The sequence below is a fragment of the Bombilactobacillus bombi genome (assembly GCF_003522965.1).
Classification (GTDB): domain Bacteria; phylum Bacillota; class Bacilli; order Lactobacillales; family Lactobacillaceae; genus Bombilactobacillus; species Bombilactobacillus bombi.
Window position 1 is genome coordinate 478756 of the sequence record NZ_CP031513.1, and the last position, 24037, is coordinate 502792.

Sequence of the window (24037 nt, forward strand, 5' to 3'; positions counted from 1 at the left end):
GAATTATGAGAGGAGAGAAGAGAAATGGCATCAACCATTACTACAACTTCAACTTCTAAACGCCGAGAAAAATTTCGTCGAGCGTTTGAGATGTTTGGACGTTCATTTTTATTACCAGTGTCGGTTTTACCGGCAGCGGGAATTTTACAGGGTTTAGGATCAGCTTTTACCAATCCTGATACTGTTAAGATGTATCCATGGATGGCTAATCACGCTTTTCAGTTTGTAATGGGTTTCTTATCTAGTATGGGTTCAGCTGCTTTTAATAATTTACCAGTTATTTTTGCTGTTGGTGTTGCTGTGGGGCTAGCCAAGCATGAAAAGGGTTCAGCAGCTGTTTCTGGATTATTAGGTTTTTTAACATTACATGTAATGTTAAATTTTTTACTGACTAGTACTGGCAAATTAGTAAATACAACAGGAATGAATCCGACAGCAGCTAAATTAGCTCTAGCTGATAAAATGCAAACAAGTGTTTTAGGTATTCAAACTATGGATTTGAATGTTTTTGGAGGTATTATTGTCGGTGTTATTGTGTACTTCGTGCATAAACATGCTATTAAGATGCATGTTCCCAAGGTTTTAGATTTCTTTTCTGGACCTCGATTAGTGCCTATTTTAATTATGCCTGCTATGTCTTTAGCAGCAGTAGTTTTGTTTTTCGTTTGGCCAACGGTACAAACAGGAATTTCCGCTTTGTCAGTGGCAGTTTTAAAATCTGGTACTGTAGGCACGTTCTTTTATGGAGTTATTGAAAGGTTACTTTTGCCTTTTGGTTTACATCATGGTTTGAATTGGCCTGTAAGAACTACAGCTTTAGGTGGAGTTTTTCATATTGCTGGTCAAGAATATCAAGGAACTATTGCTGCATATATGGCAGCATTAGCCCATGGTGGAGCAATTAATCCGATGATTACACGTTTTTCTAGTGGTAAGTTTGTTTATAATATGTTTGGTTTACCTGCAGCAGCTTTAGCAATGTATAGTTGCGCACGTCCTGAAAACAAAAAGCGAGTTGGATCGTTATTATTAGCTGCAGCAGCCACTTCTTTTTTAACTGGTATTACTGAACCAATCGAATTTACTTTTTTATTTGTAGCTCCAGCACTTTATGGAATTCACGCTATTTTAGTTGGAATTACAATGGCTGCTACTTCTGCAATGGGGGCTGCGTATTTAACGCCAACAGGTCATGGTTTAATTAATTTTATTATTTATGGTGTATTACAAGGGCCACGAACTCATTGGTGGATTATGCCGTTAGCAGGAGTTTTTTGTGCAATTATGTATTATTTTGTTTTTCGTTTTGCTATTAACAAATTTGATTTTCAAACTCCTGGTCGAGAAATAGATGGTGAAATCACGTTACATGGTAAAGAAGAGACTCGTCAAAAGATGGGTGTTCATACGCTAAAAGATGAACAACCAAAAAAGGAAAGCTCTAATGGTAAAATGTCCACTCATAATCAAGCAATTGAGTTAATTAAGGCTCATGGAGGACCAGATAATATTGTTAGTGTTGATGCCTGTATTACACGATTAAGAATAGATGTCAAAAATAAAAATTTGGTAGATTCTCAAAAAATTGTTCAGCAGTTAGGAGCAATGGGTTTTAGTGAATCTGGTATGCAAATGCAATCCATTTATGGAGGACATGCCAACGTCTTAAAAATGGAAATTCAAGATATGTTAGGACTTACAGAATAATGATAAAAAAAGCGCTCATCATGACAGATTTAGATGGTACATTTGTATATGATTCACATCGTGTTCGTCCAGCAGATCAAGCAGCATTTAAAGCTCTTCAAGAATATTATTATGTAGGCATTGCCACAGGTCGTTCACTAAAAGAGATTGCTTATATTGAACAACAGAATAAGTTGCAAGCTGATTGTAAAATTGCCTTTAATGGAGCAACAGTTATTAATCAACGGGCACAACAATTAATTTGCCAACCTTTGGCTTACGAAGATTTACAAGCAGTACTACGATATCTGCAACAAAAAAACTTAACTTTTGACGCTTTAAATGGAGAACAGCGAATTGGTAATTTTGCTAGTACCGATGTTCAACGTCTATGGGGGATGGAACTGATTACTTTAAAAGATCCTTTTATGCGTGTTGCTCAAGAAACTATTTATAAGATTAATGTTAGACCAGAAGTTCAACGATTTGAATCAATAGCCAAAGATATGAAAAAACGCTTTAAAAATTTAAGTTTATTTGAAAGTAATGGTAAAAGAATTGAAATTACAGCAGCAGGAACATCTAAAGGACAGGCCTTAAAACTATTACAAAAATCTGTGGCTTTACCAATTATTGGTATTGGCGATTCTGGTAATGATTTAGCAATGTTTCAAAATTCTGATTTAGCTATATGTATGAATCATGCCACACCAAAGATTAAGGCCCAAGCAAAATTAACTATCGACTATTTTTCTGATTTATTAACTTATGAATCAAAATTTGACCAATTGATTAAGGAGGCAGATAATGTTTAAATTTTTTCATAAAGATAATAATATTACTGAACCACTACAAGTTGTGGCAGCAGGTGAAGTTATTGAATTAAGTGAAGTATCAGATCCTGTGTTTTCACAAAAAATGATGGGTGAAGGTTTTGGTGTGCATCCTACTGCTGGTGAAATTTATGCACCTACGGCAGGTAAAATAACGATGGTTGCCGATACTAAACATGGTTTGGGACTAACTTCAAGCAGTGGTTTAGAAATTTTACTACACATGGGTATCGATACGGTTGAATTAAAGGGAGTTCCTTTTAAGATTAATGTTAATGTTGGCGAAGAAGTTCAAGCTGGTCAACTTCTTGGTCAAATGAATATTGAAGCTATTGAGTCTGCTGGCAAAGATCCAACAATTATGGTTGTTATTACGAATACTGCAGAAGTTATTAGTAAACTAACAACAAATGTTGGTAATAAAACAAATGGTGATGTGGCAGCTGAAGTAACAATAAAATCATAATTATTAGACAATACTTGGTAATATAATACTCGAATAATTTCTTTAAAACTGATTGTCTATCAAATATCAAAATAAGTAGTATTCGGATTTATAACAAATATTAGGCTAGTTTGTTTAAAATACGTAAAGAGTAAATTAAAAATCAAAAAGCAAAAACCAAAATAATAAGAAAATGGTTTTTGCTTTTTTAGTAGTTTGCTTATGAAACTTAAGAAGTTTTAAAGTGTTTGAATTTTTTGTTACATTTCATTTATGCTAGTCCTTTTTGAATAGTTACATATTAAAATTCCTTTTCTTTTTTGCTGATTATCACGACGTGAAATAGTTGACCCAAATAATGACAAAAAAATTATTTAATTAAACATCACCTTTAACTTTATTCAATTAATATTAAGTTTATTAAAATAAAAACTTATGTTATAATTGCTAAAATTAAGTAGGGAGGTGGTGTTTTGGATTGGTTTTTATTACTAACACCTGATGAGCAAGAGTTTATTCATCAACTAGTTTTGAAATCAGGATCACTAAAGAAATTAGCATCTTTTTATCAAGTTAGTTATCCAACCGTTCGTCTGCGTTTAGACCGCCTTATTGAAAAAATTAAGCTCATTGAAAATAATAAAAGTAGCAACTTTGAAGCACGTATTATGCAGTTGGTTGTAGATAAAAAATTATCATTTGATTTAGCTAAAGAAATTATTGAATTGTATAAGGAGACAGATAGATAATGGACATCTTAATAAAGATTTTAGTTGGTATGCTATTTGTTGCTGTAATTTATTTAATTGAAAAAGCACTAGTTAGATTTTCTAAATGGTACGGCGCTGTTCCTCTAATAATATGGAGCATTTTTATCGGATATTTACTTTTTACTAAAGGTTTATCACAATTTTTAGGTTTGTTGGTTGTTTGGATTGTCGGGATGTCGGTGTTGGCAGAAATTTGGCAAGATGTATGGCATAAAAAGAAGCATATACAACAAAGAGAGCTAGATAGTATGAAAGCCAAAGATTTTAAAAATAGGTAATAATTATTTTACTTTTTATAACATTACAAACCTGATATAACAAGAGTTTGCGTTTTACAAACCTTAAAAATTATAGTATTGTGAAAGTTAAAGTAATAAATACTAGATCTAGTATTTATTAACAATCTTTATTCACTAAAAGTAAAAATTTAAGGAGGACTTTAAGATGAGTCAAATTGCTTCATCTTGTACGACAATTTTGGTCGGTAAAAAGGCGACAATTGATGGTTCGACGATGATTGCACGGACTGAAGATCATGCCGATAAGCCCGAACCACAACAATTTATTGTAGTAGAACCAAAAGATCAGCCCCAACATTACCAAGCCAAGTTATCTAAGTTAAATATTGATTTGCCAGATAATCCACTACGATATACTGCAACACCTGATGCAGATCGTTCACATGGCATCTGGGGTGGTTCTGGTATTAATAGTGATAATGTGGCAATGACAGCAACAGAAACAATCACCACTAATGCTCGTGTTTTAGCTGCTGATCCATTAGTAAAGGACGGATTAGGTGAAGAAGATTTATTAACCATTGTTTTACCTTACATTCATTCCGCACAAGATGGTATCCAGCGGGTAGGGCAATTACTAGAACAATATGGCACTTATGAATCCAACGGCATGGCCTTTGCTGATCATGATGAAGTTTGGTATTTAGAGACTTTAGGTGGACATCATTGGGCTGCCATTAAAATTCCTGAAGATGCTTATGTTGTTGCTCCTAATCGGTTGAATATTGCTGAATTTGATTTTGATAGTCCAGATGTCCGTTATTCGACAGATTTACCGCAGTTTATTGATGATTATAATCTAAATCCTGAAGGACAGACTGTTAATTTAAGACATATTTTTGGTTCTTCAACAATTAAAGACACTCACTATAATAATCCGCGGGCATGGTATGTACAAAAGTTCTTTACACCCGAGATAGAACAAAATCCGCTCGATCAAAATTTGCCTTTCATCTGTCATGCCAATCGTAAAATTAGCATTGAAGAGTTAAAGTGGGCAATGAGTTCTCATTATGAAAATACTCCTTATGACCGTTATGGAACCGGAAGCGCTGAACAAAAAACGCTCTTTCGTCCAATTGGAATTAATCGGAATGAAGAAAGTCATATTTTACAAATTCGTAACAATGTGCCGGAAGTGGTGGCTGGTATCCAATGGTTGGGCTTTGGTCCGAATACCTTTAATACCTTTGTTCCGTTTTATACTAATATAACAGATACACCAGCAGCTTTTCGGGATGCGAATGCTACTTACAATCCTAACAGTGCTTATTGGCTCAGTCGCACCATGGGAGTTTTAGGTGATACCAATTATTCTTTGTACAGCGAATATCATGCCCAATTTGAGCAAAAAACTTTAGCAGAATTACGAGCAGTGATTTTAGATACTGATGTGCAAATTGAGCACTCAAAAGAGGCTGAACAATTATTAACAAAAGCTAATCAAAAGTTATCTGATATTTATATTAAAAATAGTTGGGAATTATTAGGGAATATGGTAAAATCCGGTTCCGAACGGATGCAGTTAAAATTCACTATTTTTGATTAATAAAAATCCTTTGAACGTCCTGTAAGGACAACTCAAAGGATTTTTTTATAGATTAACTGTATAAGTAAGCACTTTGCCCAAAATTTTAATGTTTTGTGTTTGCTTTATGCGGTAATTTAGTTCATCAATAAGGTTATTAAATGAATTAGGCCGAAATGAAATTATTTGTGTTTTTGAATCATAATAATAGTTTCTAATCCCAAATCCATTATCATTTTGAAAAATAATAATATCGCCGTTAGCTAATTCATGCCAATTTTTAATTTTTTTAACTGCAATTAATGATTTTTTTGGAATAATTTTATTCATGGTCTCAGAGTTAACACGGGTAATAAAAATATTTTTATCGCCGGCATATTTACCTAAGAAATCACTTGATAATGCGATATGGCGCACATTAGATTGGGTAAGATGATCAACATCTTTAGGGTAATTGTCAGATAAATCATAATAGGTATAATAAGAAACGCTAATATGGGGCTGATTATTCGGTTGTGAACGCATGAATAATTCTTGAGGTGTTGTCCCTAAGGCAGCAGCGTATTTGGATATTCCTTTTTCACTCAGTGCACGTTTCTGATTTTCATAATTTGATACTGTATTTTGACTATAACCCGTCAACTTTCCTAATTCAGTTTGAGTGAGATTTTTTTCTTTTCGAATCTCTTTAATGATGGGCCCCAAGGTGTTTTCTCCCATCTTGTCACTTCCTTTTTTCATTGGATATTTTTATCTCTTTTATTGGCTTTACGAGAAAAAGATATCACAAATAGCAAAAAACTACAAATTTATTTTTCACTATTGACATTTTCTATCACTATATGAGATATTAAAGATGGAAAGAAGAGGTGATAAAATTGGCTGATAAAAAAGAATTAAAAGAGGAATTATTACAACCAAAAACCCATGTGCGCCAAGAGCGTTTAGCTCACGAATATAGCACAAGTGAAATGGCATCATTAATTGGTTTAAAAAATCGGCGGCAATATGAACAAAAAGAAAAAGGTAAAGCCCCATTTCATGATTATGAAATGTTAATTATTGCCCATAAATTTAAAAAGAGTATTATGTATTTATTTTATGAATATTAATAATTAGTCCTGTCAGATAATTTTAGTAATTACAAATTATGCATTGATATTACGTTTTACATATTTGTTGATTACTAAAAAGGCATCTAGGTGTATAATATAGTTCCTTGGCAGGGGCAAAAAAGGCCGCGATTTGATTCGCGGTCTTTTTATTCGGGTTGATTGATGGCAAAATCTCCAAATTTACCATCGACTAATTGAGCAATTTCTTTAGCGTTAACGATAACTGAACGACCAATTTTTCCGGCTGATACCGCAATTTCTTGGTCCAGCAGAGCCTGATTATCAAAGTAAATCGGATAATTATGCTGTTCCCGAATACCAATAGGACTATTGGCTCCATGTTCAAAGCCAGAAGTTTTCTTTAAATCTTTTAAAGGAACCATGCCAACTTTTTTATTATTAGATAATTGGGCGAACATCTTATAGCTAATATGCATATTGAGTGGAATAACTCCAACTAATGGTCCCGTTTTATTGCCAGTTAAAACTAAAGTTTTATAAATTTTTACTTTTGGAGGTGCTTGGTTAGGAACAATTTGTTCTACGTCACCTTGTTTTTCGGTAATAAAATTTAAAGGTTGGTATTGAATGTTATTTTTATCAAGAATTTTTTCAACTAAAGTTTTTTGGTAATGCTGTTTTTTTTTTGCTCATAATAACCTCGTTTTGATTTATTATTTTACCCACTAACATTATAATATAATAAATAAAAACTGAATTATGTGAAGAGGAAAGATCATGTTTGGATTTCATAAAAAAGATCGACTGGATTTAAATCAACACGATTTTGAAAAGATTACGGCTCAACTGCGACGAGACAGTCGCCAAATGGCTAAAGCACAAAAGCAATTTAGAAAGTTAGTTAAAGTATATCCATCTTCAAATACACAAAAAGCCAAAAAAGAGGATCATTCTTCTGAAAATAAATCTGAATAAGGGGCAACCATGGAAAAAAATTGGAGTCAGCTACAAATATTAACTAATCCTGAAAATTTTGAATTAGTGACTAATGCCTTAATCATCCAACAAATTACGGGCATTGAAAATCTTAACCATGATCGTGGATTAGCAATTTATTTACCTAGTGAGCAGTTAACAAAAGATTGGTGTCACCAATTACAAATCACCTTAAACCAATTAGGTTTAACAGATTCGGCATATCAATTACAAATTATCGCCAATGTGAATATGCATTGGGGACAAAATTGGGCGCCATATTATCAACCTGTTCGTATTTCACATTTTATGTCTATTATTCCTAGTTGGCAAAAAGACTTAGTCCAAAGTCCTTATGATATTCTCATGGATCCCCAGGAATCTTTTGGTAGTGGTGAACATGCGACTACTAAGCTTTGCTTACAAGCGCTAGAAGAAGTTGTCAATCACCAAGAATCTTTAATTGATGTAGGTACAGGAACTGGTATTTTGGCAATTGCAGCCGCTAAATTAGGCGTTAAAACCCTTTATGGCTATGATATTTCGGATGAAGCCATTGTGGTAGCCCAGAAAAATTTTAATTTGAATTGCCCCCAAGAAAAGTTTCAAGTGGCGATTAATTCGTTACTAGATAATATAACTAACAGCGCTGAGATTATTACAGCTAATATGTTAGAAGAACCCATTAGAGCTTTAATTCCACAATTAGCACCGCATTTAAAAGCGAAAGGGCATGTGATTATTTCAGGTATTTTGGAAACTAAAATTGCAACTATTACTCAGCTTTTAAAACAAGAACACCTTGCCATCATTAAAACTAGTGCAGCACAAGGATGGGGCTGTATAATTGCTCAAAAGGAGCGCGGATAATGCAACAAATTTTTCTTAATCAAACATTAGATGCAAACCAATCTTTAACACTAGCTGATGATTATTTTCAGCATTTAATTAAGGTGTTACGCTTACAAATTAATGATCAATTTTGGGTGGTTGATGCAGTTCAAAATACTTTTAAAGCACAAATTACTGCCATTAATGCTAGGGATTTTCAAGTATCATTGACAGCACAATCTCGCGCCTATAGTGAGTTGCCTGTAAAAACAATAATTGCTTGTGCCTTATCTAAAAAGGATAAAGTTGATTGGATTACTCAAAAGGCTACTGAATTAGGAGCCCATGAAATTATTTTTTTTAAATCACAATATTCAATTATGAAATGGTCAGATACTGTAGTTTCTAAAAAATTAACTCGACTTAATCAAATTGCGCTGAATGCAGCTCAACAAGCGCATCGGCTGTTTGTGCCTCAAGTACATTATTTTGCTACTTTAGAGCAGCTAATAGCTACTAAAAGTGCAGATTTTTGCTTGGTGGCTTATGAAGAAGCAGCTAAACAAAATGAAAGCAGCAACTTAGCCGCCGCTTTGCACACTATTAATCCACAACAGTCAATTTTTTGTCTATTTGGTCCTGAAGGCGGGTTTACGGTTGAAGAAATCGCGCAATTGAGGCAAAATGATTATAATCCATGTGGTTTAGGGCCGAGAATTTTACGTGCAGAGACAGCACCTTTGTATTTTTTAAGTGCATTGTCATATCAAATTGAATTAGATAAGGATCTTTCAAAGTGAAAATAAAAATATTAAAATTTTGGCATTCTGCCTACTGCAAAATTGTTTTATTAGCATTATTAATCGCTGTTACTTTGCCATTAATTGCCAGTAGCTTTCATCTAGGCAAATCTTGGCGAATTGGCCTAATATTTATAATTATAAATATTAGTGTTTCCATTGTTATGGGCAGATGGATAAAAAAATCTCATCAGCCTAAATGGACTTTTGGTATTTTTCCCGGTGCTTTTTTATTTTTAGTATTGATTCATTATACACTCAGTATTTATGCGTATTTGTTCTTCTTTTTATATATACTAGTTGAATATTTAGCTTTTCTTTTGACCAAAAAATATTAAAATGATTATAATATTTTAATTTATAATATTGTGAAAGTTGGTGGTGGGAGATGCCAAAAGAAAAAATTTACACGGCACAAGAAGTTTTTGATCTTTGTGCCTCTTATATGAATGAACGGCATATTGATTATATCAAAAAGGCCTATCAAATGGCGGCTTACGTCCATCGTGATCAAAAAAGAGCTTCTGGAGAACCATATATTATCCATCCTATTCAAGTGGCCGCGATTTTAGCTAATTTAAAAATGGATCCGGATACTATTTCAGCGGGCTTTTTACATGATGTGGTTGAAGATACTAATATTATTTCAGAAGATATTCGAGAATTATTTGGCAATGATGTAGCCAATATTGTTGAAGGCGTAACTAAAATTTCTAAATACAAGTATGAATCTCATCAACAACTTTTAGCTGCTAATCATCGGAAAATGCTTTTAGCAACGGCGCAAGATATGCGGGTAATTATGGTTAAATTAGCCGACCGTCTACATAATATGCGGACATTAAATCACTTACGTGCAGATAAACAACGGCGAATTGCTAATGAAACTTTAGAAATTTATGCGCCATTGGCTGACCGGTTAGGTATTAGTACAATTAAGTGGGAACTTGAAGATTTGTCTTTGCGTTATTTAAATCCACAGCAATATTATCGTATTGTGCATTTAATGAATTCTAAACGTGCTCAACGAGAAGAATATATTCAAGGTGCTATTAAAGAAGTCAAAGATAATATTGATCAGCTGCATATTTCTTATGAAATTAGTGGTCGTGCTAAGCATATATATTCAATTTATAAAAAAATGGTCGAGAAGCATAAAAGGTTTGAAGAGCTGTATGATTTACTAGCTATTCGAATTATGGTTAATTCCGTAAGAGATTGTTATGGTGTGCTAGGAAATATTCACTCAAAGTGGAAACCCATGCCTGGACGTTTTAAAGATTATATTGCAGTTCCTAAAGTTAATGGTTACCAATCTTTACACACAACGGTCATTGGTCCGCAGGGTCGTCCTTTAGAAGTGCAAATCCGCACCTATAAAATGCATGAAATTGCTGAATATGGGGTAGCTGCTCATTGGGCTTACAAAGAAGGTAAAAAAGAAAAAATTGCCCTAGATAATAATGATCACCAAATTGATGTCTTTCGTGAAATTATGGAGATTCAAGAAGAATCTTCGACTGATGCTGATTTCATGAAAAACATTAAAGGCGATGTGTTTAGTGATCGGGTGTATGTTTTTACACCCAAAGGAGAAGTCTTAGAATTGCCTAAGGGTGCAGTACCTCTAGATTTTGCTTATCAAGTCCATACGGAAGTTGGTAATCACACTACTGGGGCTAAGGTAAACGGAAAAATTGTCCCTTTGGATTATAAGTTGCATAATGGTGATTTAGTCGAATTATTAACTCAATCTAATGCCACTCCGAGTCGAGATTGGGAAAATATTGTTTATACTACACGAGCACGTAATAAAATTAAACGTTATTTCAAAAGTGTTGATCGTCAGCAAAATATCGAAACTGGGCGCAATAAAATTGAACGGGAGCTCTTAGATCGTAATTTTGCCCCTAAAAATTATTTAAATAAAAAGGCTTTACAGCCCGTTTTGGAACGTTATAATTTTGCCACTGAAGATGAACTGTTAGCCGCAGTAGGGTATGGTGAAGTATCTGTTATTGGAGTGGCTAATCGCTTAACAGAATCTGATCGAAAAAAGGCTGAGCAACAAAAAAAGGCCGAATATGAAGATCGGATTATGAGCGATGATTCTAATAAAGATGAAAACAACAACGATCACAGTGATACCGCCTTGGAAACAGATGATCGTGAAATTCATATTCAAGGTGTCGAAAATCTTTTAATTCATATGGCTAAATGTTGTACACCTATTCCGGGAGATGCAATCGTTGGTTATATTACTAAGGGACGTGGAATTACAATTCATCGTGAAAACTGCCCTAATATTCAAGAAGAGCAAACTGATCGCTTGATTGAAGCTAGTTGGGGCAACGTTTATAATCATCAATATCTAGTCAAACTAGAAGTTTTTGGTTTTAATCGCAATGGATTATTAAATGATATTTTACAAATTGTTAATAAACAAACGAACATGCTCAATGATGTTAATGGCCGAATGGACCATGATCGGATGGCACATGTTTCCTTAACGGTGGGAGTTCGGAATTTAGAGCATTTGAAAGATATTATAGCGAAGATTAATAATATTCCTGATGTCTATAACGTCAAAAGAGTCATTAATTGAGGTAGAGTGCAATGAAGGTTGTATTACAAAGAGTTCAACAAGCGAGTGTCACAATTAAACACCAATTAGTCTCCCAAATTGGTGCTGGACTATTACTATTAGTAGGATTTGGACAAGACGATAACTCGGAAGTAGTTGATTATTTAGTTGCAAAAATCAGTAAAAGTCGCATTTTTGCGGATGAAAATGGTAAAACCAATTTATCTATTGCTGATGTTAAAGGCGAAATTTTATCTGTGTCGCAGTTTACCTTATATGCCAATACTAAAAAGGGTAATCGGCCTAGTTTTACAGAAGCGCTAGAACCACAAAAGGCCCAAAAGTTATACGAGCTGTTTAATCAGCAACTAGCCAATACAGGTGTGAATGTGAAAACAGGTGTATTTGGCGCTGATATGCAGGTCGAATTAATCAACGATGGTCCGTTGACCATTATTTATGAGAGGTAATTATGGTTTTGCAAAATGCAATTTGGGATTTTGATGGCACTTTGGCTGATACCTATCCAGGAATTTTAGCTAGTTTGCAAAAAACACTACAGGATTTTAATTATCCTATACAGGATGCATCCGAACTTTACCGATTTATTAAATTGCATTCCGTGAAAGAATATTGGCATCAATTAGTTCCTGATGAAAATTACGAAAAAATATATCAATATTTTCAAAAAGTTGACCACCAAATGCAAAAACAAATTTCTTTATTACCACATGCACAAATGACTTTGCAAAAAATTGTGGATCACGGGGGTCATAATTATTTATGGACTCATCGAGACAATTTGGTGTGGCAGTTATTGGACCAAAACAATATTGGGCAGTATTTTGAGGATGTAATTACCAGCCAAGATGAATTTGCACGCAAACCTGATCCTGCAGCAATTAATTCTTTAGTTGCCAAGCATAACTTGTTGACCGTACAAACAGCAATGATAGGTGATCGTTCATTAGATATTCAAGCAGGTCAAAATGCTAATGTACAGACAATTTATTATGATGTGGATCAGTTTCATGATGATCACCAAGCTAGTTATATTGTGCAAGATTTACAAGAAATAGTAACATTGTTTGAAAAAGATTAAAAAAACTCTAAGGCCATTTGCCTTAGAGTTTTTATTTAAAATAATCCATCAATCCTTGCAAAATACAATCTGCCAATTTTTGCCGATAGGCAGGATTAGCGATTTGTTTATAGTCTTTTTTATTATTCAGATAACCACCTTCAATTAAAATAGCTGGTTGCTCATTTTCACGAGTAACTTCAAAGTCGCCAAATCTAGTGCCGCGACTAGGCAGGGCTAAGTGTTTAAATTGTCTTTGAATATTTTGAGCAAGAGGTTGATCTTTCTTTTCTGAATAATAATATGTGGTAACCCCGGTAGCTTGACTCTTATCCGAAGTTGAATCAAAATGCAAACTAATAAAAACGTCAGCATTTAATTTGTTAGCTAGCCGTGCCCTTGATGCAAGATCCATATCACTATCGCCTTTTCGTGTCAAAATAACATTAGCACCAGCTTGTTGTAATTGTTTTTGCAGACGCTGAGCTGTATCGAGAGTATAAGTTTTTTCGTAGTGTTTTTGATTAGTAGTTAAAGCACCTGTGTCGCTGCCTCCATGACCAGGATCGATAACAATGGTCGCTTCAGAAATTTTAGTGGCAGCACTTTTAATAGGATGTTTAGAATTAGAGATTGATACCAGCCAACTAGCAATATAACCAGTGTCACCAGAATTTAATTTAATCTTATAAAAATCACCTTCCTTGCCTAAATATTGCAGAGTTGTTTGATCAGTAATATGAGCAACAACTTTAGCATCAGTATGTGGCTCAGCAAGTATTTTGGTATTATTTTGCAGAGTAGTGACCGAGCGGATATTGAGGTTTTGATCGCGATTATTGTTAATTTTACGGGCTACTTTATCGGTAATAATTAATTCAGAATTGGGAATCCAGCCAACGGTGTCATTATAAAGAATCTGACTCCAATCGTTTTGTGTATATACAATATTGACTTTTTGCAATTGGGGCAATGTTCCCAAAACTTCAGAATTATTGTCTGGATATTTTTGAACATTAGTGTTGGGAGCTTTGATAACGCCAACTGTATTACTAGAGGTATTAGCATCATCATTATTAATTAGCCAACTAGCTACCCAGCCAATTTTATCTCCAGCTAGTCGAACTTGATACCATTGATTTTTTTCACTCAAAATGGTCAATGTTTCACCGCGTTTGACACGAGTCAAAGTTTCATATGAAAGACTGGGTCCGATACGAACATTTAAAAAATTAGCCTTCACGATAACTTGGTTGGCTTTAGCAGCTGCAAATGTAGTCACACTTGAACAGGCAATTAAAACAATAATTGCAGCCCAAACAAAATGCTGCTGTTTTTTTTTCCGAATAGAGCTTCTACGTAATTCCATCAACTAACATCCCACTTAAATATTGAACTTATATTTATCTTATAATAATCAAAACTAAATAGCCATATTATTTCGTAAAACATGATGATATCTCTTATAAGCTAACTTGACATTAGTCACGATGATGGTAGTTTAATAGTTAGATTAAAAGGTCAAAGCAAGAGATTTAGCTTTTGACCTTAATTTTTGCGATGGGACAATTGGCAGTTTGCGATTAGAGACCGGTGTGCTAATATTTATAATGACTAGTTTGAGATAATATTTGAAGGAGGAACTATTGTGCGCTATCAAAAATTAAAAGGTATGGTTGATATCTTGCCAGGAGAAAGTGAACATTGGCAATATTTAGAATCAATCGCACAAAAAGTCTTTAATAATTACCAATATCATGAAATTAGGACACCACTGTTAGAACAATATGATGTCTTTGCCCGTTCCTCTGGTGATAGTTCGGATATTGTTTCTAAAGAAATGTATGACTTTGAAGATAAGGGACATCGCCATGTTGCTTTGAGACCGGAAGGTACTGCAGGGGTGGTCAGAGCCTATGTTGAAAATAAATTGTTTGGCCCAGATCACATTCATCCTTATAAAGTTTGGTATAAAGGACCAATGTTTCGTTATGAACGTCCTCAATCAGGACGACAGCGGCAATTTCATCAAATTGGTGTTGAAGCTCTAGGCAGTGATAGTCCAGCTATTGATGTTGAAACAATTGCAATGGCGAGTGATTTTTTACATGAATTAGGTTTGGCTAATTATAAAGTCGTTATTAACACATTAGGTGACCAACAGACCCGTTCTGCTTATCATCAAGCACTGTTAGATTACTTAATGCCTTTAAAAGAGCAATTAAGTGCGGATTCTAAAGAACGCCTAACAAAAAATCCATTACGTATTTTAGATAGTAAGGATAGCCAAGATCAAGAAATAGTAGCGCATGCACCCTCAATTTTAGATTATTTAACACCAGCAGCTCAAGAGCACTTTGGGCAAGTCCAACAATTATTGGCAGCACTAGAAATTGATTATGAAATTGATGCTAATATGGTACGTGGTTTAGACTATTATAACCATACTATTTTTGAAATCATGATGACTAGTCCTGCATTTGGCAATAAAGAAATGACCTTAATCGCAGGTGGACGTTATAATGGATTAGTAGCTGAATTAGGGGGTCCTGAAGTAGCTGGAGTCGGATTTGGTATGGGTGTAGAACGTCTTTTATTGGTATTAAAACAGCAACAAGACAACTTGCCTGCACCTAATTATCCAGATATTTATTTAGTTGCTGTTGATCAAAGCAGCTCTTTAGAAGTTTCCAAACTATTAGCGCAGCTACGCAAGGCAGGTATTTCTGCTGAACGTGATTATCTAGATAAAAAGGTCAAAGGTCAATTTAAACAAGCAGATCGGATGCATGCCAAATTCACTTTGGCAATTGGAGAACAAGAATTAAAAGAACATAAAGCACAATTAAAAAGAATGCAAGATGGTCAACAAGTAGAAGTTGATTTAACTAAGATTTCTGATTTGATTACAAAAGTACAAGAGGGATAAACATGCAAAGAACAAATTATTGTGGCCTAATTAATGAAGATTATATTGGACAAAAGGTCCATTTAGCTGGTTGGGTTCAAAAAAAGCGTAATTTGGGTAATCTGATTTTTGTAGATTTGAGAGACCGTGAGGGAATTGTTCAATTAGTCTTTAATCAAGAAACTGATACACAGGCTTTTGCCCAGGCAGCACAATTACATTCAGAATATGTAATTAGTGTGTCTGGACAAGTAGTTGCTCGTTCACAAGCAACTATTAATGAACAAATGCAAACTGGGCGTGTGGAAGTTGAAGTTAGCCAATTAGATATTCTCAATACTGCTAAAACGGTGCCTTTTAATATTGAAAATGGGGTAGAAGCCACTGAAGATACTAAACTTAAATACCGCTACTTAGATTTGCGTCGTCCAGAAATGCAACAAGCAATTAGAACGCGTGCAAAAATCACCTCAGCAGCTCACACGTATTTGGATAGTCATGGCTTTATTGATATTGAAACACCGGACTTGGCCAAATCAACCCCAGAAGGGGCACGGGATTATTTAGTGCCTTCAAGAGTTTATCCGGGGAGTTTTTATGCTTTACCGCAATCACCACAACTATTTAAACAATTATTAATGGGAGCAGGTTTTGATAAGTATTATCAAATTGCACGGTGCTTCCGTGATGAAGATTTACGTGGTGATCGGCAGCCTGAATTTACACAAATTGACTTAGAGACAAGTTTTTTAAGTGCTGAACAGATTCAGACTTATACAGAAGGTTTAATTGCCCAAGTAATGAAAGACACACAAAATGTTACTGTCAAATTACCATTTCCACGAATAACGTGGGATGAAGCGATGGCCCGTTTTGGTTCAGATAAACCGGATACTCGTTTTGGCATGGAGTTACAAGATTTAAGTGACCTCTTTGAAAATTCTGAATTTAAAGTTTTCAAAGAAGCAATTGCTAATGGAGGACAAGTCAAAGCGATTGTTGTTAAAAACGCAGCTGACAAATATTCGCGTAAAAATATTGACGCTCAACAAGATTATATTAAACGTTTTGGTGCTCGAGGATTAGCTTGGTTAAAAGTCAAGCAGACAGAATTTAATGGTCCAGTAGCAAAGTTTGTGCAAACAAAAGCTTCTGAGTTAACTAAACGTTTAGAATTAGCTGATAATGATTTGGTATTGTTTGTCGCAGCTTCTAAGAAAGTTTGTGCCGACTCTTTGGGTTATTTACGCAAACACTTTGCTCAAGAATTAAAATTATATGATGAAAATCAATATAATTTCTTATGGGTAGTTGATTGGCCGTTATTTGAGTATGACGAAGGTATCCAGCGTTGGGTGTCTGCACATCATCCTTTTACAATGCCTAATGAAGAAGATCTTGACTTATTAGATACTAATCCCCATCAAGCCCATGCCCAAAGTTATGATATTGTACTAAATGGTTATGAATTAGGTGGTGGCTCAATTCGTATTCATACAAGAGAAATACAAGAAAAAATGTTCAAAGCTTTAGGCTTTACCAAAGAAAGAGCTCAGTCACAATTTGGCTTTTTATTGGAAGCATTAGATTATGGTTTTCCACCTCATGGTGGATTAGCAATTGGATTAGATCGCTTTGCAATGCTTTTGTCTCATCGTCAAAATATTCGTGATGTTATTGCCTTTCCGAAAAATTCTAAAGCTACAGAACCAATGATGCAAGCACCAGCTCCTGTAGCTCAACAGCAATTAGATGACTTAGAAATTGACACTAAAAAGTAGCATAATTGTACTCAAACACTCCCAAATCGGTTACACTAAACGAAAAAGGAGTGTTTTTTATGTATGAAAAGCAAAAACAAGAATTAACCCCTGAGCAATATAATGTTACCCAAAAAAGTGCTACAGAAGCACCATTTAACAACCAATATGATGATTTTTTTGAACCGGGGATTTATGTAGATGTGGTTAGTGGAGAGCCATTATTTGCTTCTTCAACTAAATATGATTCCGGCTGTGGTTGGCCAGCCTTTACGCAACCCATTAAAAAGTTAGCAGAAAAATCGGATACAAGTTTTGGGATGCATCGTACGGAAGTACGGAGTCCTCAGGCTGACTCACATTTAGGCCATGTATTTACTGACGGTCCTAAAGAGCAGGGAGGGTTACGTTATTGTATTAATTCTGCTGCCCTTCGATTTATTCCTAAAGAACGAATGAAACAAGAAGGTTATGAAGAATATTTAAAGTTTGTGCAAAGTCCTAAATCGAAGTCCGCAAATGACTAAGTTTGTGTTAAAGTATGTAACGGAATAAATTGAAAGGTAATAGATTGCATTTATGGATGAAATAGAAAAAATTGCTAGACGTTATCGTAGTGTAGCAAAGCTGTCATTTGCTTTAATCTATGCGTTATGTGTTTCCGTTGCAGTTAATGTGTTTTGGACACCAGGTAAAATCTATGGTTCTGGTGTAACTGGCTTAGCACAACTAATTTCTACAGTAAGTCAACGCTGGCTACCATTTACAATTGGTGTGCCAGTTCTTTATGCGGTGTTAAACTTACCATTGTTAATCCTATCTTGGAAAAAAATCGGTCATGATTTTACTATTTATACAATCGGTGCGGTTATCTTATCCACAATCTTTATGCATATTATGCCACCTGTTCAAATTAAATTTGATCCTATTATTTGCGCTATTTTTGGTGGTTTATTTAATGGTGTTGGTACCGGATTGGCATTAAAGAATGAATTGTCTACGGGCGGATTAGATATTATTAGTATTGTGTTACGCAAAAAATTTGGCAAAAGTGTAGGAACTATTAATATTGCTTTTAATATCTTAGTTGTGATTGGCGCAGGCTGCCTTTTTGGTTGGGTACAGGCTTTGTATACTATTTTGAGTATTTTTGTAAATGGTCGAGTAATTGACAGTATCTATACACGTAATCAAAAACTACAAGTAATTATTGTTACGTCTCATCCAGACAAAGTGATTGAAAAAATACAAGATGAAATGCGGCGTGGAATAACTATTATTCATGATGTTGAAGGCGCTTATCAGCATTCATCTAAAACTATGTTGTTCACAGTTATTTCACAGTATGAACTACCAAAGTTTAGGACAGCTATGCACTGTTCTGATCCTTATGCGTTTGTCAGTATAACAGAGGCAAAATTAATCATGGGACGTTTTTATCAAGAGCATATATATTAATGAGGTGAAAATAAAATCATGTTATTGGGTTGTCATGTTAGTATGAGTGGCTTTGCAATGCTCTTGGGAGCTGCTCAAGAAGCAGTGAGTTATGGCGCTAATACTTTAATGATTTTTACTGGGGCACCTCAAAACACCCGTCGCAAGCCTATTTCTCAGATGAAAATTACTGCTGGACACCAATTTTTGAAACAGCATAACATTAACCGTATTATGGGGCATGCACCTTATATCATTAATCTTGGTAATACTAAAAGTCTTGAAAAATATCAATTTGCGATTAATTTTTTGCATGCAGAAATTGAGCGTTGTGATGCATTGGGAATTGAAGCCTTTAGTTTGCATCCTGGAGCCCATGTTGGATTAGGTGTTGATTCTGCTTTAAAAGCTATTGCTGCTGGTTTAGATGAAGTCTTAGCTCATAATCCTAAAGTCTTAATTGCTTTGGAAACAATGGCTGGTAAAGGAACAGAGGTAGGGATTAATTTTGAACAGTTGGCTAAAATTATTGATTTAACACCGCATAATGATAATTTAGCGATTACGTTAGATACTTGTCATCTTAATGATGCAGGCTACGATGTTAAAAATAACTTTGATGAAGTATTAAATGAATTTGATCGCGTTATTGGTTTAAAACGATTAGCAATGATTCATTTAAACGACTCCCAGAATATTAGAGGCTCGCATAAAGATCGCCATGCTAATATCGGTTTTGGAACTATTGGGTTTACAGCTTTAAATTACATTTGTCATCATCCACAATTAGTCAATATTCCTAAAATTTTAGAAACGCCATATGTTACTTTACAAAAAAACTCTAAAAAAGCTGCAGCGCCTTATGCAGCAGAGATTAACACGTTGCTGACGCAAAAATTTAATCCGAATCTGATGAACCAAGTAAGTTTACTATAACTAAGATTGTAAAAAAGCTAGGACAATATGTCCTAGCTTTTTTAGTTGTGAATTTGCAGCCACTGCTTTAAAACAGTTAGATATTGTTGATGTTCGTCAATAAAGGCCATATGCCGACTATGAGCAAACAACTTCCAAGTAGCATTTGGTAAGTAATCAAACATGGTCTTTGCCACTAAAGGTGTACATAAGTCATTAGTACCACTGGTAATTAAGGTAGGAACTTTAATTGCAGTGAGTTTTTTTGTATAATCGTAATTTTTTAAGTTTCCAGTGGGGGTATATTCATTAGGTCCCCAGGCAGTTTCATAAGCTTGGGTGCCTTGATTTTTGGGACGCTGTAAAACTGCAAATTGTTGTTGTGATTTTTCATCAGTTGCATATAATTGCATAAAATGCTGATTGGCTAATAGATAATCAGTTGCTTGATAATTACCGGTTTGTTCGGCTTTAGTAATTGCTAGTTGATCTTGATGATTCATAAATTTAATCAGGCGATGCTGTTCTTGAGCCCATAATTTAGCTGAAGATAAGGTACTAGCTAAGATTAAACTTTTTATACCTATAGGATGATAGTCACATAAATAAATAATGGCTAACATACCACCCCAAGATTGACCCAAAAGATGAATTTGATCTAATGCTAACAATTGACGTAAATTGATAAGCTCTTCAACCCAAGTTTGGGGATGCCAAAGCGTAGGATCGTTAGGCATAGATGATTGGCCACAGCCTAATTGATCATACATAATTAATTGATGTCCAGTTTGTGCTAATTCATCTAAAACTTCAAAATAATTATGCGTAGAACCGGGGCCACCGTGCAGTAACACTAATGGTGCTTTGTCAGATTGTCGAGTTCCAACAATACGATAATAAGTACGATATCCATGAAAGGGTAGATAACCAGTTTTAATTTTCATTTGTTTTCTCTTTTAAAGTTAAATACTATTTAAATTTAAGCGATTTTCGATAATTGCTGCCGTTTCTTCAATCGAACGATTAGCAACATTAATAACTAGACAACCTAATTTTTGATAAAGATCATCAGCGTATTTTAATTCGGCTTGAATTTTACTGGTGTCGGAATAATTAGTTGTCGGTTTTAATCCGTAAGCAATCATACGTTGTTGTCGAATTTGTTGTAGAACATCTTCATTCGTAGTTAAACCAACAATTTTTTTAGGATCTACTTGCCAAAGTTCTTTAGGTAATTGGACAGACGGGACTAACGGCAAATTCATAACTTTTATTTGTTTATTAGCTAAGAAAAATGAAAGTGGCGTTTTTGATGTACGTGAAATACCTAATAACACTACATCTGCTTCCAGCATACTTTTGGGATTTTTGCCGTCATCATTTTCTGCAGCAAAATCAATAGCTTTAATACGGTCAAAATATTGAGCGCTTAACTTACGTGCAGCGCCAATTTCATGTGATGCTTGTTGATGTGTAAAAGCTTCGATTCTTTTTAAATATGGATTTAAAATATCAAAAGCTAAAACTTGATGCTCTTGGGTTAACTTTTTAACAATTTGGTCATATTCTGGATTATTCAAGGTATAAAAAATAATAGCATGATCCTTTTTGGCTTGAGTGAAAATCTCTTGTAAAGTTTGGGCACTATTAATAAATGAAAAACGCTTTTGTTCAACTTCTAACATTGGAAATTGAGCAATCATAGATCGTGAAAAAATTGTTGCGGTTTCGCCAGATGAATCTGAAATGGCATAAATTATTTGTTTCATCGTCATTTTCCTCCCTAATTTAATTTTAAATTATCATTTTTTTTTAAAAAAAGCTATCAAAACTAGAGAATTATTGTTTCAACTTGGAAATTGTTTTGTTATACTATATAAGAACTGTTGCAACAAGCAGTTACGTAAATAATCGGAAGGAGGGATATCATATGGCTAAGACAGTTGTTCGTGAGAACGAGTCTCTTGATGATGCTCTTCGTCGGTTTAAACGTTCTGTTTCTAAGAGTGGTACTCTTCAAGAATATCGCAAACGTGAGTTTTATGAGAAGCCTAGTGTTAAACGCAAATTAAAATCTGAAGCTGCCCGTAAGCGTAACAAGAAGAGGAAAAGACGTTAAGATTGAGGAGTGATATTTGATGTCCCTCACTGATCGGTTAATGACAGATTTAAAGTCCGCAATGAAGAGTCATGACAAAACGGCTCTATCTGTTATCAGAATGCTTAAATCAGCTTTGATGAATAAAAAAATCGAACTCGGTCACGATTTGAATGCAGAAGAAGAAAATCAAGTTGTTGTTTCACAGATGAAACAACAAAAAGATTCTTTGGCTGAATTCGAAAAGGCTGATCGGGGTGATTTAGTGGCTGATGCCAAAGAACAAATTAAGGTATTAAGCCAATATATGCCTCAACAATTATCTGAAACTGAAGTACAACAAATTGTCCAACAAACTGCAGACAAGGTGGGTGCAACTTCCAAAGCGGACTTTGGTAAGTTGATGAAAGCTGTTATGTCACAGGTTAAAGGCAAGGCTGACGGTACTTTAGTAAACCGCATGGTTAAAGATTTGTTGCAGTAAAAAGGTTGGGACAAAGCATGTCCCAACCTTTTAGTTTACATAAATAGTATGATACTGGGGTAAATAACGATAGGAGCAGATGTGTTTGACTAAAACAACGACGAAATCTTTTAAATTATTTAATAATGATGATGCAGTTATTTTTGGTGTAAATGATGCCAATTTACATTTGTTAGCGGAGCAATTTGATGTAACTATCCATCCTTTTGGTGATCATGTAGATATTCAAGGTGAAAGTACCACCGTAAATTTGGTGGTTGATATTTTGAAGCATCTAGCTAATTTGTTGCATTCAGGGATACAAGTAGGACAAGTTGATGTTGTTAGTGCGGCACAGATGGCTCGTGAAGGTAAATTAGACTACTTTGAAGATTTATATAATGAAGTTTTAATTACAGATGCCAAAGGCAAACCCATTCGCGTACGCAATCTAGGACAAAGAAAATATATTCAAACTATTAAACATCAAGATATTACCTTTGGCATTGGACCTGCAGGTACAGGTAAGACATATCTAGCAGTAGTGATGGCAATCGCAGCTTTAAAAAAAGGCCAGGTCCAGCGCCTAATTTTAACTAGACCAGCTGTAGAAGCAGGAGAAAATTTAGGGTTTTTACCAGGTGATTTAAAAGAAAAAGTTGATCCATATTTGCGGCCCATTTATGATGCTTTATTTGCGATTATGGGGCGTGATCATACTAATCGCTTATTAGAGCGCGGAGTCATTGAAATTGCACCACTGGCTTATATGCGTGGCCGAACACTGGATGAAGCCTTTGTTATTCTAGATGAGGCTCAAAATACTACGCGAGAACAAATGAAAATGTTCTTGACGAGGCTTGGTTTTAATTCGCGGATGATAGTTAATGGTGATTTAACTCAAATTGACTTACCTAATCATTCTCGCAGTGGCTTACTGCAAGCGGAGCAAATTTTACGTAATTTACCACATATTGGGTTTGTAGATTTTCAAGCTAGCGATGTTGTTCGCCACCCTGTCGTAGCTGAAATTATTAACGCTTATGCTCAACATACTAAGGAGTAGTCAATGGATTTAACAATTTATGATGATCAGCATTTAGTTGCTGATAAGCATTTAGAATTAGCTCATAAACTTTTCGAATATGGAGCTCAAAAAATTAATTTGCCCACAGATACGGAAGCTTCCATTACATTTTGTACTGCTGAAGAGATACACAAAATTAACTTAGAATATCGACAAACCGATCGACCAACTGATGTGATTAGTTTTGCTTTGGAAGATGGTGACGACGATGGCATTAATACATTAGAATTAGAACAAGAATTTGGAGTACCCCGCAATATTGGTGATTTGTTTATTTGCCCCGAAGTCGTGAAAAATCATGCCCAAGAATACGGCCATAGTTTTGAACGAGAATTTGGCTATACAGTAGTTCATGGTTTATTACATTTGTCAGGTTATGATCATATTCAAGAAGCTGAAGCTCAAGAAATGTTTGCCTTGCAAAAAGAAATATTAAATGAATTTGGATTGAAACGGTAGTG

The 24037-nt window shown here is 34.8% G+C and carries 28 protein-coding genes; 23 read left to right on the forward strand and 5 right to left on the reverse strand.

Annotation, left to right across the window (positions count from 1 at the left end; genetic code table 11):
• Positions 1–24 precede the first annotated feature (24 nt).
• From DS830_RS02530 to DS830_RS02555, 6 genes are all read left to right on the forward strand, one after another.
• On the forward strand, positions 25–1707 hold the full coding sequence (locus tag DS830_RS02530) for a PTS transporter subunit EIIC (RefSeq protein ID WP_118908113.1): 1683 nt from the start codon (positions 25–27) through the stop codon (positions 1705–1707).
• Between the two features lie 20 nt (positions 1708–1727).
• Positions 1728–2501: an HAD-IIB family hydrolase gene (locus DS830_RS02535; protein WP_240366823.1), complete on the forward strand. Its 774-nt coding sequence runs from the start codon at positions 1728–1730 to the stop codon at positions 2499–2501.
• The gene (locus tag DS830_RS02540; RefSeq protein WP_118908115.1) at positions 2494–2985 is read left to right on the forward strand and encodes a PTS sugar transporter subunit IIA; all 492 of its coding nucleotides are present in this window, start codon (positions 2494–2496) and stop codon (positions 2983–2985) included. The genes DS830_RS02535 and DS830_RS02540 overlap by 8 nt, the downstream gene beginning before the upstream one ends.
• A 452-nt stretch (positions 2986–3437) precedes the next feature.
• On the forward strand, positions 3438–3713 hold the full coding sequence (locus tag DS830_RS02545) for a DUF2089 family protein (protein ID WP_118908116.1): 276 nt from the start codon (positions 3438–3440) through the stop codon (positions 3711–3713).
• Positions 3713–4012 (forward strand): hypothetical protein, encoded by a 300-nt coding sequence (locus tag DS830_RS02550; RefSeq protein WP_118908117.1) that lies wholly within the window; start codon positions 3713–3715, stop codon positions 4010–4012. The genes DS830_RS02545 and DS830_RS02550 overlap by 1 nt, the downstream gene beginning before the upstream one ends.
• A 166-nt stretch (positions 4013–4178) precedes the next feature.
• Positions 4179–5582, forward strand: coding sequence for a C69 family dipeptidase (locus DS830_RS02555; protein ID WP_118908118.1), 1404 nt, complete (start codon positions 4179–4181; stop codon positions 5580–5582).
• Between the two features lie 45 nt (positions 5583–5627).
• On the opposite strand, the gene DS830_RS02560 is transcribed toward DS830_RS02555, so the two are convergent.
• The gene (locus tag DS830_RS02560; protein WP_118908119.1) at positions 5628–6302 is read right to left on the reverse strand and encodes a LexA family transcriptional regulator; all 675 of its coding nucleotides are present in this window, start codon (positions 6300–6302) and stop codon (positions 5628–5630) included.
• Between the two features lie 128 nt (positions 6303–6430).
• On the opposite strand from DS830_RS02560, the gene DS830_RS02565 reads away from it, so the two are divergent.
• Positions 6431–6673: an XRE family transcriptional regulator gene (locus tag DS830_RS02565; protein WP_338024777.1), complete on the forward strand. Its 243-nt coding sequence runs from the start codon at positions 6431–6433 to the stop codon at positions 6671–6673.
• A 149-nt stretch (positions 6674–6822) separates the two neighbouring features.
• Here DS830_RS02565 and DS830_RS02570 read toward each other — a convergent pair whose 3' ends face one another.
• The gene (locus tag DS830_RS02570; RefSeq protein WP_118908120.1) at positions 6823–7284 is read right to left on the reverse strand and encodes a YbaK/EbsC family protein; all 462 of its coding nucleotides are present in this window, start codon (positions 7282–7284) and stop codon (positions 6823–6825) included.
• Positions 7285–7414: 130 nt separating this feature from the next.
• On the opposite strand from DS830_RS02570, the gene DS830_RS02575 reads away from it, so the two are divergent.
• Genes DS830_RS02575 through DS830_RS02605 form a run of 7 tightly spaced genes read left to right on the forward strand, consistent with a single transcriptional unit; the run spans position 7415 to position 12929 of the window.
• Entirely contained in the window at positions 7415–7612 is a 198-nt protein-coding gene (locus DS830_RS02575; protein WP_118901516.1) for a hypothetical protein, read from the forward strand.
• A gap of 9 nt (positions 7613–7621) precedes the next feature.
• A complete protein-coding gene (gene prmA / locus DS830_RS02580) occupies positions 7622–8482 on the forward strand; it encodes a 50S ribosomal protein L11 methyltransferase (RefSeq protein ID WP_118908121.1) in 861 nt (286 codons plus the stop codon).
• The gene (locus DS830_RS02585) at positions 8482–9243 is read left to right on the forward strand and encodes an RsmE family RNA methyltransferase (protein WP_118908122.1); all 762 of its coding nucleotides are present in this window, start codon (positions 8482–8484) and stop codon (positions 9241–9243) included. Before prmA ends, DS830_RS02585 begins: the two co-directional genes overlap by 1 nt.
• A complete protein-coding gene (locus DS830_RS02590; RefSeq protein ID WP_118908123.1) occupies positions 9240–9581 on the forward strand; it encodes a hypothetical protein in 342 nt (113 codons plus the stop codon). Before DS830_RS02585 ends, DS830_RS02590 begins: the two co-directional genes overlap by 4 nt.
• A gap of 50 nt (positions 9582–9631) precedes the next feature.
• Positions 9632–11848, forward strand: coding sequence for a RelA/SpoT family protein (locus DS830_RS02595; RefSeq protein WP_118908124.1), 2217 nt, complete (start codon positions 9632–9634; stop codon positions 11846–11848).
• Positions 11849–11859: 11 nt separating this feature from the next.
• Positions 11860–12297 (forward strand): D-aminoacyl-tRNA deacylase, encoded by a 438-nt coding sequence (gene dtd, locus DS830_RS02600; protein ID WP_118908125.1) that lies wholly within the window; start codon positions 11860–11862, stop codon positions 12295–12297.
• A 2-nt stretch (positions 12298–12299) separates the two neighbouring features.
• On the forward strand, positions 12300–12929 hold the full coding sequence (locus DS830_RS02605) for an HAD hydrolase-like protein (RefSeq protein WP_118908126.1): 630 nt from the start codon (positions 12300–12302) through the stop codon (positions 12927–12929).
• A 31-nt stretch (positions 12930–12960) separates the two neighbouring features.
• Here the strand turns inward: DS830_RS02605 and DS830_RS02610 are convergent, their stop codons facing one another.
• Complete coding sequence (locus tag DS830_RS02610; RefSeq protein ID WP_118908127.1) at positions 12961–14277, reverse strand: N-acetylmuramoyl-L-alanine amidase family protein; 1317 nt, start codon at positions 14275–14277, stop codon at positions 12961–12963.
• A 279-nt stretch (positions 14278–14556) separates the two neighbouring features.
• Between DS830_RS02610 and hisS the strand changes: the two genes are divergently transcribed.
• From hisS to DS830_RS02635, 5 genes are read left to right on the forward strand one after another with little or no spacing between them, the layout of a single operon-like run.
• A complete protein-coding gene (gene hisS / locus DS830_RS02615; protein ID WP_118908128.1) occupies positions 14557–15837 on the forward strand; it encodes a histidine--tRNA ligase in 1281 nt (426 codons plus the stop codon).
• Positions 15838–15839: 2 nt separating this feature from the next.
• Complete coding sequence (gene aspS / locus DS830_RS02620; protein ID WP_118908129.1) at positions 15840–17597, forward strand: aspartate--tRNA ligase; 1758 nt, start codon at positions 15840–15842, stop codon at positions 17595–17597.
• A gap of 59 nt (positions 17598–17656) precedes the next feature.
• Positions 17657–18103: a peptide-methionine (R)-S-oxide reductase MsrB gene (gene msrB / locus DS830_RS02625; protein ID WP_118908130.1), complete on the forward strand. Its 447-nt coding sequence runs from the start codon at positions 17657–17659 to the stop codon at positions 18101–18103.
• Positions 18104–18155: 52 nt separating this feature from the next.
• Positions 18156–19034 carry a YitT family protein gene (locus DS830_RS02630; RefSeq protein ID WP_118908131.1) on the forward strand — a complete coding sequence of 293 codons (879 nt, stop codon included), beginning with the start codon at positions 18156–18158 and terminating at the stop codon, positions 19032–19034.
• An 18-nt stretch (positions 19035–19052) separates the two neighbouring features.
• Positions 19053–19949, forward strand: a complete 897-nt coding sequence (locus DS830_RS02635; protein ID WP_118908132.1) for a deoxyribonuclease IV — start codon at positions 19053–19055, stop codon at positions 19947–19949.
• Positions 19950–19990: 41 nt separating this feature from the next.
• Here the strand turns inward: DS830_RS02635 and pepI are convergent, their stop codons facing one another.
• On the reverse strand, positions 19991–20872 hold the full coding sequence (pepI, locus tag DS830_RS02640) for a proline iminopeptidase (protein ID WP_118908133.1): 882 nt from the start codon (positions 20870–20872) through the stop codon (positions 19991–19993).
• A gap of 18 nt (positions 20873–20890) precedes the next feature.
• On the reverse strand, positions 20891–21697 hold the full coding sequence (locus tag DS830_RS02645) for a pyruvate, water dikinase regulatory protein (protein WP_118901555.1): 807 nt from the start codon (positions 21695–21697) through the stop codon (positions 20891–20893).
• 161 nt (positions 21698–21858) lie between these two features.
• Between DS830_RS02645 and rpsU the strand changes: the two genes are divergently transcribed.
• From rpsU to ybeY, 4 genes are all read left to right on the forward strand, one after another.
• On the forward strand, positions 21859–22047 hold the full coding sequence (rpsU, locus tag DS830_RS02650) for a 30S ribosomal protein S21 (protein WP_045922571.1): 189 nt from the start codon (positions 21859–21861) through the stop codon (positions 22045–22047).
• A 19-nt stretch (positions 22048–22066) separates the two neighbouring features.
• Positions 22067–22510, forward strand: coding sequence for a GatB/YqeY domain-containing protein (locus tag DS830_RS02655; RefSeq protein ID WP_118908134.1), 444 nt, complete (start codon positions 22067–22069; stop codon positions 22508–22510).
• 79 nt (positions 22511–22589) lie between these two features.
• Entirely contained in the window at positions 22590–23555 is a 966-nt protein-coding gene (locus DS830_RS02660) for a PhoH family protein (protein ID WP_118901560.1), read from the forward strand.
• A 3-nt stretch (positions 23556–23558) separates the two neighbouring features.
• Positions 23559–24035, forward strand: a complete 477-nt coding sequence (gene ybeY, locus DS830_RS02665; RefSeq protein ID WP_118901563.1) for an rRNA maturation RNase YbeY — start codon at positions 23559–23561, stop codon at positions 24033–24035.
• Positions 24036–24037: the final 2 nt, after the last annotated feature.